The organism is Roseobacter sp. AzwK-3b, from assembly GCF_000170875.1.
Taxonomy (GTDB): Bacteria; Pseudomonadota; Alphaproteobacteria; order Rhodobacterales; family Rhodobacteraceae; genus Roseovarius; species Roseovarius litoreus.
In genome coordinates this window covers 125,523-141,461 of sequence record NZ_ABCR01000007.1, presented here as the reverse complement: position 1 = coordinate 141,461, position 15,939 = coordinate 125,523, and the positions used below count along the sequence as shown (strand labels likewise).

13 protein-coding genes are annotated in these 15,939 nt (G+C 64.1%); 5 read left to right on the top strand and 8 right to left on the bottom strand.

Annotation, left to right across the window (positions count from 1 at the left end; all coding sequences use genetic code 11):
• Positions 1–6: 6 nt before the first annotated feature.
• Positions 7–603 carry a lytic transglycosylase domain-containing protein gene (locus RAZWK3B_RS13455; RefSeq protein WP_007816002.1) on the bottom strand — a complete coding sequence of 199 codons (597 nt, stop codon included), beginning with the start codon at positions 601–603 and terminating at the stop codon, positions 7–9.
• A gap of 198 nt (positions 604–801) precedes the next feature.
• Here RAZWK3B_RS13455 and ssb point away from each other — a divergent pair, with 198 nt between their 5' ends.
• Both ssb and typA read left to right on the top strand, forming a co-directional pair.
• The gene (gene ssb, locus RAZWK3B_RS13450; RefSeq protein ID WP_007816001.1) at positions 802–1,311 is read left to right on the top strand and encodes a single-stranded DNA-binding protein; all 510 of its coding nucleotides are present in this window, start codon (positions 802–804) and stop codon (positions 1,309–1,311) included.
• 151 nt (positions 1,312–1,462) lie between these two features.
• A complete protein-coding gene (gene typA, locus RAZWK3B_RS13445; protein WP_007816000.1) occupies positions 1,463–3,283 on the top strand; it encodes a translational GTPase TypA in 1,821 nt (606 codons plus the stop codon).
• 12 nt (positions 3,284–3,295) lie between these two features.
• Here the strand turns inward: typA and RAZWK3B_RS13440 are convergent, their stop codons facing one another.
• The 4 genes from RAZWK3B_RS13440 to recA form a co-directional block, all read right to left on the bottom strand.
• Entirely contained in the window at positions 3,296–3,844 is a 549-nt protein-coding gene (locus RAZWK3B_RS13440; protein WP_007815999.1) for a histidine phosphatase family protein, read from the bottom strand.
• Positions 3,845–3,902: 58 nt separating this feature from the next.
• Positions 3,903–4,190: a DUF1330 domain-containing protein gene (locus RAZWK3B_RS13435; protein WP_007815998.1), complete on the bottom strand. Its 288-nt coding sequence runs from the start codon at positions 4,188–4,190 to the stop codon at positions 3,903–3,905.
• Positions 4,191–4,193: 3 nt separating this feature from the next.
• Complete coding sequence (gene alaS, locus RAZWK3B_RS13430) at positions 4,194–6,857, bottom strand: alanine--tRNA ligase (RefSeq protein ID WP_007815997.1); 2,664 nt, start codon at positions 6,855–6,857, stop codon at positions 4,194–4,196.
• A 161-nt stretch (positions 6,858–7,018) separates the two neighbouring features.
• Positions 7,019–8,113 (bottom strand): recombinase RecA, encoded by a 1,095-nt coding sequence (recA, locus tag RAZWK3B_RS13425; protein WP_007815996.1) that lies wholly within the window; start codon positions 8,111–8,113, stop codon positions 7,019–7,021.
• 193 nt (positions 8,114–8,306) lie between these two features.
• Here recA and RAZWK3B_RS13420 point away from each other — a divergent pair, with 193 nt between their 5' ends.
• Positions 8,307–8,933, top strand: coding sequence for a hypothetical protein (locus tag RAZWK3B_RS13420; RefSeq protein ID WP_007815995.1), 627 nt, complete (start codon positions 8,307–8,309; stop codon positions 8,931–8,933).
• 17 nt (positions 8,934–8,950) lie between these two features.
• Here the strand turns inward: RAZWK3B_RS13420 and RAZWK3B_RS13415 are convergent, their stop codons facing one another.
• From RAZWK3B_RS13415 to guaB, 3 genes are all read right to left on the bottom strand, one after another.
• Positions 8,951–11,251 (bottom strand): hybrid sensor histidine kinase/response regulator, encoded by a 2,301-nt coding sequence (locus RAZWK3B_RS13415; RefSeq protein ID WP_007815994.1) that lies wholly within the window; start codon positions 11,249–11,251, stop codon positions 8,951–8,953.
• Positions 11,252–11,365: 114 nt separating this feature from the next.
• Positions 11,366–12,532, bottom strand: coding sequence for an RsmB/NOP family class I SAM-dependent RNA methyltransferase (locus RAZWK3B_RS13410; protein ID WP_007815993.1), 1,167 nt, complete (start codon positions 12,530–12,532; stop codon positions 11,366–11,368).
• Between the two features lie 24 nt (positions 12,533–12,556).
• Positions 12,557–14,005, bottom strand: a complete 1,449-nt coding sequence (gene guaB, locus RAZWK3B_RS13405; protein WP_007815991.1) for an IMP dehydrogenase — start codon at positions 14,003–14,005, stop codon at positions 12,557–12,559.
• A gap of 135 nt (positions 14,006–14,140) precedes the next feature.
• On the opposite strand from guaB, the gene speB reads away from it, so the two are divergent.
• Together speB and RAZWK3B_RS13395 are read left to right on the top strand one after the other, a co-directional pair.
• Positions 14,141–15,103, top strand: a complete 963-nt coding sequence (speB, locus tag RAZWK3B_RS13400) for an agmatinase (RefSeq protein ID WP_007815990.1) — start codon at positions 14,141–14,143, stop codon at positions 15,101–15,103.
• A gap of 164 nt (positions 15,104–15,267) precedes the next feature.
• Positions 15,268–15,888 carry a thiamine phosphate synthase gene (locus RAZWK3B_RS13395; RefSeq protein ID WP_007815988.1) on the top strand — a complete coding sequence of 207 codons (621 nt, stop codon included), beginning with the start codon at positions 15,268–15,270 and terminating at the stop codon, positions 15,886–15,888.
• The last annotated feature ends 51 nt before the right edge of the window (positions 15,889–15,939 follow it).

Genomic DNA, 15,939 nt, shown 5'->3' with positions numbered 1-15,939 from the left:
CGCGGCTCAGCCGTTGCCCCAGATGATCCGCACGTAGTTGCGCGTTTCCTTGAACGGGGGAACGCCGCCGTATTTCTGCACCGCCCCCGGACCCGCATTATACGCCGCCAGCGCCAGCGGCCATGACCGGAAGGTGCGATACTGCTCGGCCAGATACCGCGCACCCCCATCGAGGTTCTCGTAAGGATCATGCGGATTGACCCGCAAAAGACGCGCCGTCCCCGGCATCAACTGCGCCAGCCCGATCGCCCCCTTGTGCGACAGCGCCTTGGGGTTCCACCCCGATTCCTGCTGCACAAGCCGCAAGAACAGATCAACCGGCACATCGTGCCGCCTGGCCGCATTCTTGGCCATATCCAGATATGGCCCGCGATAGGCCCCGCCGAAAGCCGGTCCCGGCTCGATTCCCCATTTGGTCGGCGTGTGAAACGTCTGGGGCTGCAAGCGCACCGAATTGTTGTATTGCTGTTTGGCGCGGGTATCCAGAACCTTGGTCTGCGACTTGAACACCATGGCCCGGTTCTTGCTCGACAACACATCCGCATGGCCAATGAGCGGCATAAGTATGCCGCACGACATCACCGCAACCATAAGATACCGCATGCGCGCTCTGCCCCCCGGCCTGTTTCGCTCCGGCGCACTATACGCGAATCCTTCATGAATTCCAGTTGCCTGCAGCCGCCTGCGTCGTTTTTCCCGACCAGCCATGCGAATTTTCAGCAAAATTTACCTTTCCTTCATCCCCATGCGATGGTGTAACGCTGCGCATAGACGCAAGCGACAGTTCCAAGGAGGTCCGCCATGGCCGGCTCAGTCAACAAGGTAATTCTCATCGGCAATCTGGGCCGCGATCCCGAGGTGCGCACCTTCCAGAACGGGGGCAAGGTCTGCAACCTGCGCATCGCCACCTCCGAAAACTGGAAAGACCGCACCACCGGCGAACGCCGCGAGCGCACGGAATGGCACACCGTGGCGATCTTCAACGAAGCCCTCGTGCGTCTGGCCGAACAATATCTTCGCAAAGGCTCCAAGGTCTATATCGAGGGCAAGCTCGAAACCCGCAAATGGCAGGACCAATCCGGACAGGATCGCTACAGCACCGAAGTTGTGCTGCGCCCCTATGCCGGTGAAATGACCTTCCTCGATGGCCGCAGCGATGCGGGCGGCGGTGGCGGCGGTGGCGGCTCTTACGGCGGCGGTCAGGACAGCGGCGATTACGGCGGCTATGACAACGATCCGGGCCGCGGCGGCCCGCAGGGCGAACCGGCCCGTGGCCCCTCGCGCGATATCGACGACGAAATCCCGTTCTGATCTTGCCGCATCGCAGCATTTCAGGGCCACCTTCCGGGGTGGCCCTTTTGCTTATGCACACTCACAACCCTGCCGCGCGGCGCTTTTGCCTCTTTCTTTTCTGCCCCACAGCCTATAGGGCGCAGGGAAACTTCCCCGGGATCGGACCAAAATGGACCTGCGCAACATCGCAATCATCGCTCACGTCGACCATGGCAAGACCACGCTTGTCGACGAACTTCTCAAACAATCCGGCGCCTTCCGCGCCAATCAGGCCGTGGACGAACGCGCCATGGACTCCAACGACCTCGAGCGTGAGCGGGGCATCACCATCCTCGCCAAGGCCACCAGCGTCGAATGGAAGACCACGCGCATCAACATCGTCGACACCCCCGGCCACGCCGATTTCGGCGGCGAGGTCGAGCGTATCCTCAGCATGGTTGATGGCGTCGTTCTGCTGGTCGATGCCGCCGAAGGCCCGATGCCGCAGACCAAATTCGTCACCTCCAAGGCGCTTGCCCTTGGCCTGCGCCCGATCGTGGTGCTCAACAAGGTCGACAAGCCCGATGCCGAACCCGACCGTGCGCTCGATGAATGCTTCGATCTCTTCGCCAATCTCGACGCGAACGAAGATCAGCTGGATTTCCCGCATCTCTACGCCTCGGGCCGCGCAGGCTGGGCCGATACCGAATTGACCGGACCGCGCAAGGATCTCTCGGCGCTGTTCGATCTGATCGTGAATCACGTCCCCGCCCCGCGCCAGATCAAGCACGTGAACGACGATTTCCGCATGCTCGCCACCACCCTCAGCGCCGACCCCTTCGTGGGCCGCATCCTGACGGGCCGGGTCGAAACCGGCCGCCTCAAGGTGGGCCAGACAGTGCAGGCCATCAGCCGCGTGGGCCAGAAGATCGAACAATTCCGCGTCACCCGCATTCAGGCGTTCCGCGGCCTTGGCCAGCAGGACATCGACGAAGCGGCAGCCGGCGATATCGTCAGCCTCGCAGGCATGCAGAAAGCCACCGTCGCCGACACGATCTGCGCGCTTGCCGTGGACGAACCGCTCGAAGCACAGCCGATCGATCCGCCGACCATCTCGGTCACCTTCGGGATCAACGACAGCCCCCTTGCGGGCCGTGACGGCAAGAAGGTGCAATCGCGCGTGATCCGCGAACGCCTGATGAAAGAAGCCGAATCGAATGTCGCCATCAAGGTCACCGACACCCCCGGCGGCGAAGCCTTCGAGGTTGCGGGCCGTGGCGAATTGCAGATGGGCGTCTTGATCGAGAACATGCGCCGCGAAGGCTTCGAGCTGTCGATCTCGCGCCCGCAAGTGCTGCTGCGCAAGGATGCCGACGGCAACACGCTCGAACCCATCGAAGAAGTCACCATCGACGTGGATGACGATTACTCGGGTGCCGTGATTGAAAAGATCACCGGACCGCGCAAGGGCGAACTGGCCGAAATGCGCCCCGGCGGCGCCGGCAAGACCCGCATCATCGCCCATGTCCCCTCGCGCGGGCTCATCGGCTATCAGGGCGAGTTTCTGACCGATACGCGCGGCACCGGCGTGCTCAACCGGGTCTTCCACAGCTGGGCGCCCCACAAAGGCCCGATCCCCGGCCGCCGTGCCGGTGTGCTGATCTCCATGGAAGACGGCGAGTCGGTCGCCTATGCGCTCTGGAACCTCGAAGATCGCGGCCGCATGTTCATAGGCGCTCAGGCCAAGGTCTATCAGGGCATGATCATCGGCGAACACAGCCGCGAAAACGATCTCGAGGTGAACCCCCTCAAGGGCAAGAAACTCACCAACGTGCGCGCGTCAGGCACCGACGAGGCCGTGCGCCTCACCACGCCCATCACCATGAGCCTCGAAGAGGCCATCGCCTATATCGATGACGATGAACTGGTCGAGGTGACCCCCAACGCCATCCGCCTGCGCAAGCGGCATCTCGATCCGCATGAGCGCAAGCGCGCGTCGAAATCCTCCTGAGGCGCATAGCCCTCAGGGCGCGGTCTCGATCCGGCCAACCACCTCCAGCCCGCCGCGCCCGTCGCGGCGGGCGACGATGATCTCGCCCGAACCGGGGCCGACCCCGGTCAGCGCGCTGATATTCACGAAATGCCCCACCAGCAGCACGCGCGCCCCCTGCGGCAGCGCGTCGATCATCTCTTGCGTGCGGGCCGTTTGCGCCGCCCGATCACCGCGCCCCTGAAAGAACGAATTGAGCGACGGTTGCTCGGCCACCTCCCCGATCTCCAGCAACTCCGCGGTCTCGCGCGCCCGGCACCACTGGCTTGTCCAGATGTGATCGAAACTCACCCCCGCCGCCCGCATCGCCTCGCCTGCACGCCGGGCCTGATCGCGCCCCCGTGCATCCAGATTGCGCTGCGTGCTGCAATCGCCGATCTCGAAATTGGCCGGATCCCCCGTGCCCGCCGCCAGCGCATGCCGCATCAGCGCCACGACTCCGGGCTGCTTGAGCATCGACATATCCTGCGCCACCGCCCCCAAGGGCAGGCAAAGCATCGCAACTAAAAGCAAAAACCGCATCGCGCGCCTCCTTTATCCGCTGAAAGCAGATAGCGCGCAGCCCGCAGCCGGCCAGCCCCTATTCGGTGGTCTCGACGATCAGCAATTCGCGCTCGGACGCGCCGCGCGCATGGCTCAGCGCCTCTTGATATTCGGGGCTGTGATAGCACGCCTCCGCCGCCTCGATCGACGGAAAGCGCGCCACGACATTGCGCGCGCGCTCCTTGCCCTCAAGCTGCACATAGCGCCCGCCACGGGCGATGAACTGCCCGCCATGCTGCGCAATCGCAGGCCCCGCCAGCTCGGCATATCGGCCATAGGCCTCCGCATCTGTCACCGTCACATGCGCAATCCAGAGTGCTGGCATCGCTTATCCCTCCAATATCTGTTCTGCGGCCTTGATCGCCGCCTCGGCATTGCCCGCATCCGGGCCACCGCCCTGCGCCATGTCGGGCCGCCCACCGCCGCCCTTGCCACCCAGAACCGGCACGGCCGCCCGCACCAGATCCACCGCCGACACCCGGCCAGTCAGATCCTGCGTGACGCCCGCCGCCACCGCGGCCTTGCCATCGGCGTCCGCAATCAGCAGCACAGCACCCGATCCCATCCGCGCCTTGTGCTCGTCGATGATCGCCGGCAGATCCTTGCCCGACACGCCGCGCAGCACCTGCGCAAGGAACGGCACACCGCCGATCTCGCGCATCTCAGGGCCATCGCCCTGCCCCGCGCCGCCCGCCATCGCCAGCTCGCGGCGCAGCTGCGCCACTTCATTGGCCAACTGCTTGCGCTCATCCATCAGCGCCTTGACCCGTGTCACCACGTCGTCGGGCCGCGCCTTCAACTCGGCGGCCAGCGCATCCACCCGATGCGCCTGCGCACTCAGATACTGCCGCGCCGCCTCACCGGTCAGCGCCTCGATCCGGCGCACACCCGCACTCGACGCCTGATCGCCGGTCACCACGAACACCCCGATATCCCCGGTCTGGCGCACATGCGTGCCGCCACATAGCTCGATCGAATAGGTCCGCCCGTCCGAGCCCTTGCCCGACCCGTCCAGCTTGCCCATCGACACGACGCGCACCTCGTCGCCGTATTTCTCACCGAACAGCGCCTGCGCCCCAAGCGCGCGCGCGTCATCCGGCGTCATGATCCGCGTATCAACAGATGCGTTCTGGCGGATGAACCCATTCACATCCGCCTCCACACGCTCCAATTCCTCCGCGCTCAAGGCCTTGGCATGGCTAAAATCAAACCGCAGCCGGTCCGGCGCATTCAACGATCCGCGCTGTGCCACGTGATCGCCAAGCGCCTCGCGCAGCGCCTCATGCAACAGATGCATCGCCGAATGGTTGGCCCGGATCGCTGTGCGCCGCGTGTGATCGACCTCCAGCTGCGCGGCCTCACCGGCCACAATCCGCCCCTCGGTCACCTCGGCCACATGCAGGAAGACGCCCGCCACCTTGCGCGTGTCGGTGATCCGTGCCGCCCCACCTTCGGTGCGCACCACCCCCGTATCGCCCACCTGGCCACCGGATTCGGCATAAAACGGCGTCTGGTTCAGAACGATCTGCACCTCTTCGCCCTGTGACGCGGCCTCGATCCGCTGACCGTCGCGCACAAGCGCCATGATCTGCCCCTCGGCGCGTTCCGTGTCATAGCCCAGGAAATCCGTGGTGCCCTTGTCCTCGGCAATATCGTACCAGATCGTCGCATCCGCCGCCTCGCCCGAGCCGGACCATGCCGCGCGCGCCTTGGCCTTCTGCTCGGACATCGCCTCATCGAAACCTGCCACATCCACCGACCGGCCCTTTTCCCGCAACGCATCCTGCGTCAGGTCGAGCGGGAAACCGAACGTATCGTATAGCTTGAACGCGGCCTCTCCCGGCAGCGGCGCATCGCTGGCCAGCTTGTCCAACTCGTCATCCAGAAGCCGCAACCCGCGATCCAGCGTTTGCCGAAACCGCGTCTCCTCCAGTTTCAGCGTCTCCTCGATCAGCGCCTGCGCGCGCCCCAGTTCCGGATAGGCCTGCCCCATCTGTGTCACAAGACTGGGCACAAGGCGGTGCATCACCGGATCGGCCGCACCCAGCTGATGCGCGTGGCGCATCGCCCGGCGCATGATCCGCCGCAGCACATAGCCCCGCCCCTCATTCGACGGCATCACCCCATCCGCAATCAGGAACGAGGTCGACCGCAGGTGATCCGCGATCACCCGGTGATGCACGTTGCCCGGGCCGTCCGGTGCGCCATCGGTGATATTGGCGCTGGCCTCGATCAACGCGCGCAGCAGGTCGGTATCGTAATTGTCATGCTTGCCTTGCAACAGCGCACCGATCCGCTCCAGCCCCATACCGGTGTCGATCGACTGCATGTCCAGATCGCGCTGCGTGCCATCCTCGAACCGCTCGTTCTGCATGAAAACGAGGTTCCAGATCTCGATGAACCGGTCGCCATCCTCTTCAGGGCTGCCCGGCGGGCCACCCCAGATATGCGGGCCATGATCATAGAAAATCTCGGTGCAGGGGCCGCAAGGGCCGGTCGCGCCCATCGACCAGAAATTGTCATCCGTGGCGATCCGGATGATCCGCTCTTCCGGCAGGCCCGCGTATTTCTTCCAGATATCCGCCGCCTCGTCATCGGTGTGATAGACCGTGACCAGCAGCTTGGATTTGTCGATGCCGAAATCCTTGGTCAGCAGATCCCAGGCATAGGGGATCGCCTGTTCCTTGAAGTAATCTCCGAAGCTGAAATTGCCCAGCATCTCGAAAAACGTGTGGTGCCGCGCGGTATAACCCACATTGTCCAGATCGTTGTGCTTGCCGCCGGCGCGCACGCATTTCTGACTGGTCGCCGCCCGGCTGTAATCGCGATGTTCGACCCCGGTGAAAAGGTTCTTGAACTGGACCATCCCCGAATTGGTGAACATCAGGGTCGGATCGTTGCGCGGGACAAGCGGCGAGCTGTCGACGATCTGATGATCGTTCTTTTCGAAAAAATTCAGAAAGGTCGAGCGGATGTCGTTGAGCGTGGGCATCTGTGTCTCTTTATCCGGAGCGGTCTGGGCTTGCGTTCGTGCAGGTTTATCCAGCACCGTTGCCGGTGTCCACCGCAAGAAAGCGCCAGCGCATCCAGGGAAAAGACCCGGCGCAAGCATGCGCGCGGGCCTTCAACCTTCACTCGGGTCCCGAAGGACCGTCACGCCTCGAGGATATCGTCGCCCTCCGGGCCGCCACGATCTCCCCCATCAGGCTCGGCCATGTCGAATTCCAACCCATGCGACGCACGGATCTTGTCCTCGATGCTGTAAGCGGTCTTGGGATTGTCCTTGAGGAATTGCTTGGCATTCTCGCGGCCCTGACCGATGCGTTCGTCGCCATAGCTGAACCAGCTGCCCGATTTCTCCACCACGCCAGCCTTGACGCCAAGGTCCAGAAGCTCTCCGGTTTTCGAGATGCCTTCGCCATACATGATGTCGAATTCCACCTGCTTGAACGGCGGGGCCACCTTGTTCTTCACCACCTTCACGCGTGTCGCGTTACCGACCACCTCGTCGCGGTCCTTGATCGAGCCGATGCGGCGGATATCCAGACGCACGGAACTGTAGAATTTCAACGCGTTGCCGCCCGTCGTGGTTTCCGGGCTGCCGAACATCACGCCAATCTTCATGCGGATCTGGTTGATGAAGATCACCGTGCATTTGCTGCGGCTGATCGATCCGGTCAACTTGCGCATCGCCTGGCTCATCAGGCGGGCCTGCACGCCCACATTGCTGTCGCCCATATCGCCTTCAAGCTCGGATTTGGGTGTCAGCGCCGCCACCGAATCAACGACGATCATGCTGACCGCGCCAGACCGCACCAGCGTATCCACGATCTCCAGCGACTGCTCGCCGGTATCGGGCTGCGATATCAGCAATTCGTTGATATCCACGCCCAGTTTTTGCGCATAGATCGGGTCGAGCGCATGTTCGGCATCCACGAATGCGCAGACCCCGCCCTTTTTCTGTTCCTCGGCCACGCAATGCAGCGTCAGCGTCGTCTTGCCCGAGCTTTCCGGACCGTAGATCTCGACGATCCGGCCCTTCGGCAGACCGCCGATTCCAAGCGCGATATCCAGCCCCAGCGACCCGGTCGAGGTTGCCTCGATATCGGCAACGGGATTGTCCGATCCCATCTTCATGATCGAGCCTTTGCCGAACTGCCGTTCGATCTGCGCCAGCGCGCTTTCCAGCGCCTTTTGCTTGTCCGCGTTCTTCTTGCTGTCCATTGTCAAAAGATCTGCCGTTGCCATTGTTCCGGTCCCTTATTTCACACCCTGTATCGAGCGGCAATCGCTGCCTGTGTTCACCTCTTGTTCCAAAAGGTATGGAGACAAAAGGAGAACATTTCAAGAATTTTGTTCACAAGCTCCAGTTTTTCATGCAGTGATTAAAAAGCCGTAAACAGGCGCCGAAATCTGTTGTCGCGTGGGGGATTGGGCAAAAATGCTCGTGTTTTCAAAGGCCGGGCTGGTGTTCTTGTCAGTGCCGAAGACCGGCTCCACGGCCTATCAGGCGGCGCTGGCGCCCCATGCCGCGATGATCGTCGGCGATCCGCCTGAACTCAAGCATGCGCCGGTGTTCCGCTACAATCGGTTTTTCCGCCCCGCTCTCGAGAAATTCATCGGCGCTCCGCTCGATGTCCTGGCGGTCATGCGCGAACCGGTGGACTGGCTGGGCAGCTGGTATCGCTACCGGCGCCGGCCCTTCCTTCAGGGGCAGCCCAAATCCGCCCATGACATGAGCTTCGACGCGTTCGTCGATGCCTATACCCAAGGCGAAAAACCGCCCTTCGCCAATGTCGGCTCGCAGGCCAAGTTCCTCGAGCCGCAGAAAAACGGCACGGCGGCCACCCATCTCTTCCGCTACGAGGATCAGGCCGGGCTTCAAAGCTTCCTGCAAGAGCGTCTGGGTCTCGAGGTCGATATCGGCCGTCAGAACGTCTCGCCCCCCATGCCGCTCGAGCTGAGCGACGCCACGCTTGCCAAGCTGCGCCGCAAATGCCCGCAGGAGTTCGCGCTTTACGACAGCATCCGCCCCGGCGGCGCCTATACCCCCCTTCCGCGCGGCTGACGGGCACAGACCATCGGTCATGCCATCTGGCGCTGAACGATATCGGTCAGTTCGGTCAGCGAAAACGGTTTGGGCAGGAAAACGGAATTCGGGATCTGTGCCTGACTGTCGCTGAAGGTCTCCTCGGCGTAGCCCGACATGAACACCACATGCACACCGGGCCGGTCGCGCAACGCTTGCCGCACCCATGACGGCCCGTCCAGACCGGGCATCACCACGTCGGTCACGAAGACATCCACCACAAGGTCCTTCTGCGCCAGAAGCTCGAGCGCATCCTCGGCCGACTCGGCCTCGAGGACGGTAAAGCCCCGCATCTGCAGGGCCCGGCTGGCAAAGGCCCGCACCGGCGCCTCGTCCTCGACCAGCAGAACAACCCCGTCCGATCGCCCCCCCGCGATCCGCGGCGGCGCCTCGGGAGCGGAACGGGGCGGGGCCTCGTCCTGATGGGCCGGCAACAGCACCTGAAAACGCGCGCCCTGCCCCGGTGCGCTTTCGACGAAAATGAACCCGCCCGTCTGCTTCACGATTCCGTAAGCCGTCGACAGACCAAGGCCCGTCCCCTCGCCCACGCGTTTGGTGGAATAAAATGGCTCGAACACCTTCTGCAGTTTGTCTGGCGCGATCCCGACGCCCTCGTCGCTCACCACCACCGAGACATACCGCCCCGGCGCAACAACCGCACGCCCCCGGCGCAACGGTTCGTCCAGCAGCAGGTTCTCGGTCACGATGCGGATCTCCCCACCCTGTGGCATGGCATCGCGCGCATTCACCACAAGGTTCATCAACACCTGCTCCAACTGCCGCTTGTCCGCGCGAATCCGCGCCAGAACCGGATCATGCCGCAGAAGCAGGCTCACCTTCTCGCCGACCAACCGATTGAGAAGATGGGTCAGATCCGCCAGCATATCGCGCAGGTCCATGATTTCCGGGCGCAGCGTCTGCTTTCGGGAATAGGCCAGCAGCTGGCTGACCAGCGCCGCCGCTCGATTGGCATTCTGACTGATCTGCACGAGATCGGCATAATCGCCATCCCCCTGATCGTGCCGCAACAAAAGCAGGTCGCAATGCCCTGAAATCGCCGTCAGAAGATTGTTGAAATCATGCGCCACGCCACCGGCAAGCTGACCAATGGCCTGCATTTTCTGAGACTGGACGAATTGCGCTTCCAGCGATTTGAGCTTGGTCGCATCGCTGAGCACCGCGATCAGCACCGCTTGCCCGTCTTCAACAACACGATTGAGCGACACTTGCGCAAAGACTTCCTTATCGTCGCGCCGCACACGCATGAATTCCGAATGCACCGTGCCGCGTCCCGCAGCCGCATCGCCCAGCCAATCCGTGATCGGCCGGCCCAACCCTTCCATCAGATCCCCGAGCCGCACATTTTGACACCGATCCACGCCAAGCAGGTCGCGCGCGGGCCGGTTGGACAGCTGCACCTCGCCCGTCGCCGCAAGTTTCAGCAAGGGCACCGGCAATTCATCGAAAAACGCCCACCCGTCTGGCTGGTATTCCGGCGCGGCGATCCCCGGCAAAAGGAACACTTCACGGCGCCCCGCCACACCTTCCAGTTCGACCATCAGACAGGATTGCGCACCGTCGCGCGTGGTGATTGCATTCATCGCACCAGAGCGCAGCGGAAGCTTTGGACACAGCTGGTCGAGCGATCGCAGCCGGTCGCCCACAAGATGACGGGCCGCCGCGTTCATGAACAGGATCGTGTCATTGCGCCCCACCGTCAACATCGGCAAAGGGGAGGCGTCGCCTTGGGATTGCGGCCGGTCGGCGGATTTCTCGACCCGCCAGAGCAGCAGATCATCGCCCACTCGATGCGCGCTGATCCGCAGATGACCGCTGCGCGTCACCACATCCTCCTGTGCGGCTCCGGTGGCCTGCGCCCGACTTTCAAGACGAAAGAGAATCAGCCCCGGATCGGCGAGGCAGGACCGCAAGGCCGCGACCAGCGTTGTCGCGCGGTCGATAAGAAGCTGCTCCGCGGCTGCAGGGTTGACATAGACCAGACGCCCATCGACATCCGCCACAAGGCTGGGCGCGCTGTCATGATCCAATATGCTGGAAAAAGCACCGCGCGCGCTGTCGCGCGATCTTTGCCCGGCACGGGCGATCACATGGCTCCAGCCTGCGCACATCGCCAGCGTTCCGGCCACCAGAAACAGCACCGCTTGCCCCGGCCCCGGCCCGAGCAGCCACCCCGTTGCCGCAAAAAGAGCCGCCGACAGGACAAGAAGCCCCGCACGCGGCTGCAGGTCCGTTACCGCCCGCCGCACCGGCAGAATGAATTGCGTCGTCTCGGCCACCTTGTCACACTCGTCTCGCACCTCGCTGCCACAGCAGTTTGCCCGAAACGACTTAAACAGGGGTTAACGCGGGAGCTTTTTTAGGGCCAGCTTTCGGGAGCACGCAGGCCCGCCTCATATCCTCTTGAAAACCGACAGGAAAAACCCGTCGCCTTCGGCCGATACCGGCCAGCGGCGGCGCAGGGTTTCGCCCCATGCGGGATAGCTCTGCAAAAATGCCGCGCTCTGATCCTCGTTCTCACAGCGAAACACCGAGCATGTCGTCAGCACCAACTGCCCGCCGGGGGCCACCAGCGCCGCGGCACTCTCCAGAATCTCCCTCTGGATCGCGCAAAGCGCATCAAGCCGCTCCGGCGTCAGCCGCCATTTGGCATCCGGCGCGCGCCGCCAAGTTCCGCTGCCCGAACAGGGTACATCGCACAGCACCAGATCGAACGGCCCCGCCGCAGCCAAATCCCCCACCTCCAGCTGTGTCACCTCGACACCAGCGCGCGCCCCGCGCGCCGGAAGATCCGCCATTCGCCGCGGATCGGCGTCATGGGCGAACCACATCGCATCATGCCGCGCCGCCAGCGCCAGCACCTTGCCACCGCCGCCTGCGCAGTAATCGAGCACGCGCGCGCCCGGCGTGATCTCCAACGCCGCCATCGCCGCCTGGCTTGCGCCGTCCTGCAGCTCGATGCCACCCCTCGCATAGAGCTCCGATTGCGCCACCTTGCGCGCGCCCTCAGTGACAATGAGTGCCTCTTCGGCGACCTCGGTCCGCCGAACCGAAATCCCGCTTTCCATCATGTATTCAATAACTTCTGAGACGGAGTTCATGCGAATATTGACCCGCAAGCACACAGGCGCCCGCTCGCGCAGCATCACCGCCGCCGCCTCGGCCCCATCCCCGAGCGCCGCCTCGAAAAGCGGCACCATCCAGTCCGGCAGATCAAGCCTGTCGCCCACCGTCACCGGCGCAGCACCTGCCGCCGCCTCGTGCTGGCTCAGCACCTCGGGGGCATGGCCCTGCCCCGTGAACACCGTCTCAGGCGCCACTCCGCCCGCACGCAGCGCGCCCAGCATCAGCCCGCGCCCGGTCTCGGCCCCGCCCAGACAGGCATAAGAGCGCCGACAGCGCAGCGCCTGAAACACGTGATCGCGCACCGCCGCGCGGTCCTTCGAGCCCGCAAAGCGCGACCGCCGCCCCCAGGAGGTCAGCGCCTTTTCGGCCGCATCGCCTGCCAGAACCCCGTCTAGCACCTCGATCGCGGCCTGAATGCGCGCCTCGGGGGTCATGGCTCACCGCCCGGTAAACGCGCCTCAGCCGATCCGGTAATTGGGGCTCTCGCGGGTGATCTGCACGTCATGCACATGGCTTTCCTTGAGGCCCGCGCCGGTGATCCGCACGAATTTGCAATCACGGCGCATCTCCTCGACCGTGGCGCAGCCGGTATAGCCCATCGCGGCGCGCAGCCCGCCCACCAGCTGGTGCAGCACGTTGCCCGCACCGCCCTTGTAGGGCACCTGCCCCTCGATCCCTTCGGGCACCAGCTTGTCGCTGGCGGCATCCTTCTGGAAATACCGATCCGCCGAGCCGCGCGCCATGGCGCCAAGGCTGCCCATCCCGCGATAGGCCTTGAAGGTACGCCCCTGATACAGAATCACCTCGCCCGGCGATTCGTCCGTGCCCGCCAGCATCGAGCCGACCATCGCACAGGACGCGCCCGCCGCGATCGCCTTGGCGAAATCCCCTGAAAACTTGATGCCGCCATCGGCGATCACCGGCACATCGCCCGCCGCCTGCGCACAATCCATGATCGCGGTTAATTGCGGCACGCCCACACCCGCCACCATCCGCGTGGTGCAGATGCTGCCGGGGCCGATGCCCACCTTGACCGCATCGGCCCCCGCATCGATCAGCGCACGTGTGGCTTCCGCCGTGGCGACATTGCCGGCCATCACCTGCACCCGATTGGACAGCGCCTTGACCCGCTCCACAGCGATCGCCACACCCTCGGAATGGCCATGCGCGGTGTCGATCACGATCAGATCGACCCCCGCATCGATCAGAGCCGCCGACCGCTCGAACCCGGCATCCCCCACGGTCGAGGCCGCCGCCACCCGCAACCGGCCCAGATCGTCCTTGCAGGCCGTCGGGTTCAGCACCGCCTGTTCGGTGTCGCGCAGCGTCAGAAGACCGGTCAACTTGCCATCGCCATCGGTCACCAGCAATTTCTCGATCCGCCGCGCCTTCATCAGCGATTTCGCCTCTTCGCGATCCGCAGGCTCCTGCAGGATCGCGAGGTTATCCGAGGTCATCATCACCCGCACCGGCGTGTCATCGCGATCCGCAAAGCGCATGTCGCGGTTGGTCACGATCCCCACGACCCGGCCCTTGTCATCGACCACCGGGAAGCCGGTGACATTGTAGCGCTCCTGCAGCGCCTTGGCATCGGCCAGCGTCTGGTCGGGGGTCAGGGTGATCGGGTTGTACACGATCCCCGATTCGAAGCGCTTGACGCGGCGCACTTCTCGCGCCTGCTCCTCGACGGTCAGGTTGCGGTGGATCACACCCATACCGCCGGTCTGCGCCATGCAGATCGCCATGCCGCTTTCGGTCACGGTGTCCATGGCGGAGCTGAGAAGGGGAATATTGAGGTCGATCGACCCCGTTACCCGCGTGCGTGTATCGGCGGTGCTGGGCAGCACGCTCGACTTTGCGGGAACAAGCAGAACATCATCGAAGGTCAGCGCCTCACGAATCTCCATTGCGTCTCTCCATGGGCAGATCGTTTGGCGCTTCCCTATCGCATGGATCAAAGGCAGGCGAAAGGCCATTCTCGCCTTGCCGGGCGCGACGTTTCGGGCCAGCCTGCGCCACGACCCATCACACGAGGATTTCCCATGGCCACACACGGATACGAGGGCGGACGGCTCGACCTGCCCTTCGTCGGAATCTCGACCTTCGGCAAACGCCCCTATGTGGCCGACTGGGGCGGCATCGAGGCCGATGCCGCCATTCTCGGCGCGCCTTTCGACTTCGGCACGCAATGGCGCCCCGGCGCGCGCTTCGGCCCTCGCGCCGTGCGCGAGGCCTCGACGCTCTTCAGCTTCGGCCATGCCGGCGCCTACGATCACGAGGACGACGCCACCTATCTGCCCGGCGATGTGCGTATCGTCGATATCGGCGATGCCGATATCGTCCATACCGATACCGAGAAAAGCCACGCCAATATCGAAACCGGCGTGCGTGCGATCCTTAAGGCCGGGGCGCTTCCGGTGGTGATCGGCGGCGATCATTCGATCAACATTCCCTGCATCCGGGCCTTCGACGATCAGGGCGATATCCATGTGCTGCAGATCGACGCCCATCTCGATTTCGTCGATGAACGCCACGGCGTGCGCCACGGCCACGGCAACCCGATGCGCCGTGCCGCCGAACAGCCTTATGTGACGGGTCTCACGCAACTGGGCATCCGCAATGTCAGCTCGACCTCGAAAGAGGGCTATGACGACGCCCGCGCGCGCGGCTCGGATATCCTGTCGGTGCGCCAGATGCGCCGTCTGGGGACGCAGGCGACCGCCGCCCGCATCCCCAAGGGCGCGCGGGTCTATGTCACGCTCGACATCGACGCCTTCTGCCCCTCGATTGCGCCCGGCACCGGCACACCCAGCCATGGCGGGTTTCTCTATTACGAGGTGCTGGAACTTCTGCAGCAGGTGGCGCGCGACCACGAGATCGTGGGCATCGATCTGGTCGAGGTGGCGCCGGACTATGACCCGACGGGATCAACCGCGATTCTGGCGGCGCAAGTGCTGCTGAACCTGCTGGGCTTCGTCTTCCATGCCCGCCGGTCCGCGGGATAATCAGCCGCGCAGGGGGGCCAGCCCCCGACGTTGAAATCCCTGAAGGGGGATTTCAACGCCTCCCCCGGGATATTTCCGGCCAGAAGAAGCCCCGGCGCAACCTGCGCTTGGCCTGCCCCCTTGATCCGGGCTATAGGGGCGCAAAGAAACGTCAGGACAAGACCATGGCCGAAACCGAGCAGCCGCAGATCTATCTCATCACACCGCCCGATTTCGAGCTGTCGGACTTTCCCGACCGGCTGGCGGCGGTTCTGGACGCACAGGACATCGCCTGTGTGCGTCTGGCCATGGCCACCCGCGACGAGGACCGGCTGGCGCGCGCCGCGGATGCCTGCCGCGAGGTGACCCATGCGCGGGACGTGGCGCTGGTGATCGACAGCCACATCATGCTGGTCGAGCGGCTGGGGCTCGATGGCGTGCATCTGACCGACGGGGCGCGCTCGGTGCGCAAGGCCCGCAAGGAGCTGGGTGCCGACGCCATCATCGGCGCGTTTTGCGGCACATCGCGCCACGAAGGCATCTCAGCCGGCGAGGCGGGCGCCGATTACATCAGCTTCGGCCCCGTCGGTGCCTCGGCGCTTGGTGACGGGTCGATGGCCGAACATGAGCTCTTCGACTGGTGGTCGCATATGATCGAACTGCCGGTGGTGGCCGAAGGCGCGCTCGATGCGCAGCTGATCGCCGCCCTGGCGCCGGTCACGGATTTCTTCGGCATCGGCGACGAGATCTGGAGCACCGAGGATCCCGCCGGCGCCCTGGGCAAGCTGATCGCGGCCATGGGGTGATCCGGGGCCGGGTTTTGCGCCTGTTTGTGTACGGGATGGACACAAATTTCG

Bases quoted from the DNA above. Each gene is read 5' to 3' on its own strand.
- recA (WP_007815996.1), bottom strand. From the start codon at position 8,113: ATGGCAACGGCAGATCTTTTGACAATGGACAGCAAGAAGAACGCGGAC.
- ssb (WP_007816001.1), top strand. From the start codon at position 802: ATGGCCGGCTCAGTCAACAAGGTAATTCTCATCGGCAATCTGGGCCGC.
- RAZWK3B_RS13440 (WP_007815999.1), bottom strand. From the start codon at position 3,844: ATGCGGTTTTTGCTTTTAGTTGCGATGCTTTGCCTGCCCTTGGGGGCG.
- RAZWK3B_RS13395 (WP_007815988.1), top strand. From the start codon at position 15,268: ATGGCCGAAACCGAGCAGCCGCAGATCTATCTCATCACACCGCCCGAT.
- RAZWK3B_RS13420 (WP_007815995.1), top strand. From the start codon at position 8,307: ATGCTCGTGTTTTCAAAGGCCGGGCTGGTGTTCTTGTCAGTGCCGAAG.
- guaB (WP_007815991.1), bottom strand. From the start codon at position 14,005: ATGGAGATTCGTGAGGCGCTGACCTTCGATGATGTTCTGCTTGTTCCC.
- speB (WP_007815990.1), top strand. From the start codon at position 14,141: ATGGCCACACACGGATACGAGGGCGGACGGCTCGACCTGCCCTTCGTC.
- RAZWK3B_RS13410 (WP_007815993.1), bottom strand. From the start codon at position 12,532: ATGACCCCCGAGGCGCGCATTCAGGCCGCGATCGAGGTGCTAGACGGG.
- alaS (WP_007815997.1), bottom strand. From the start codon at position 6,857: ATGCCCACGCTCAACGACATCCGCTCGACCTTTCTGAATTTTTTCGAA.
- RAZWK3B_RS13455 (WP_007816002.1), bottom strand. From the start codon at position 603: ATGCGGTATCTTATGGTTGCGGTGATGTCGTGCGGCATACTTATGCCG.
- typA (WP_007816000.1), top strand. From the start codon at position 1,463: ATGGACCTGCGCAACATCGCAATCATCGCTCACGTCGACCATGGCAAG.
- RAZWK3B_RS13435 (WP_007815998.1), bottom strand. From the start codon at position 4,190: ATGCCAGCACTCTGGATTGCGCATGTGACGGTGACAGATGCGGAGGCC.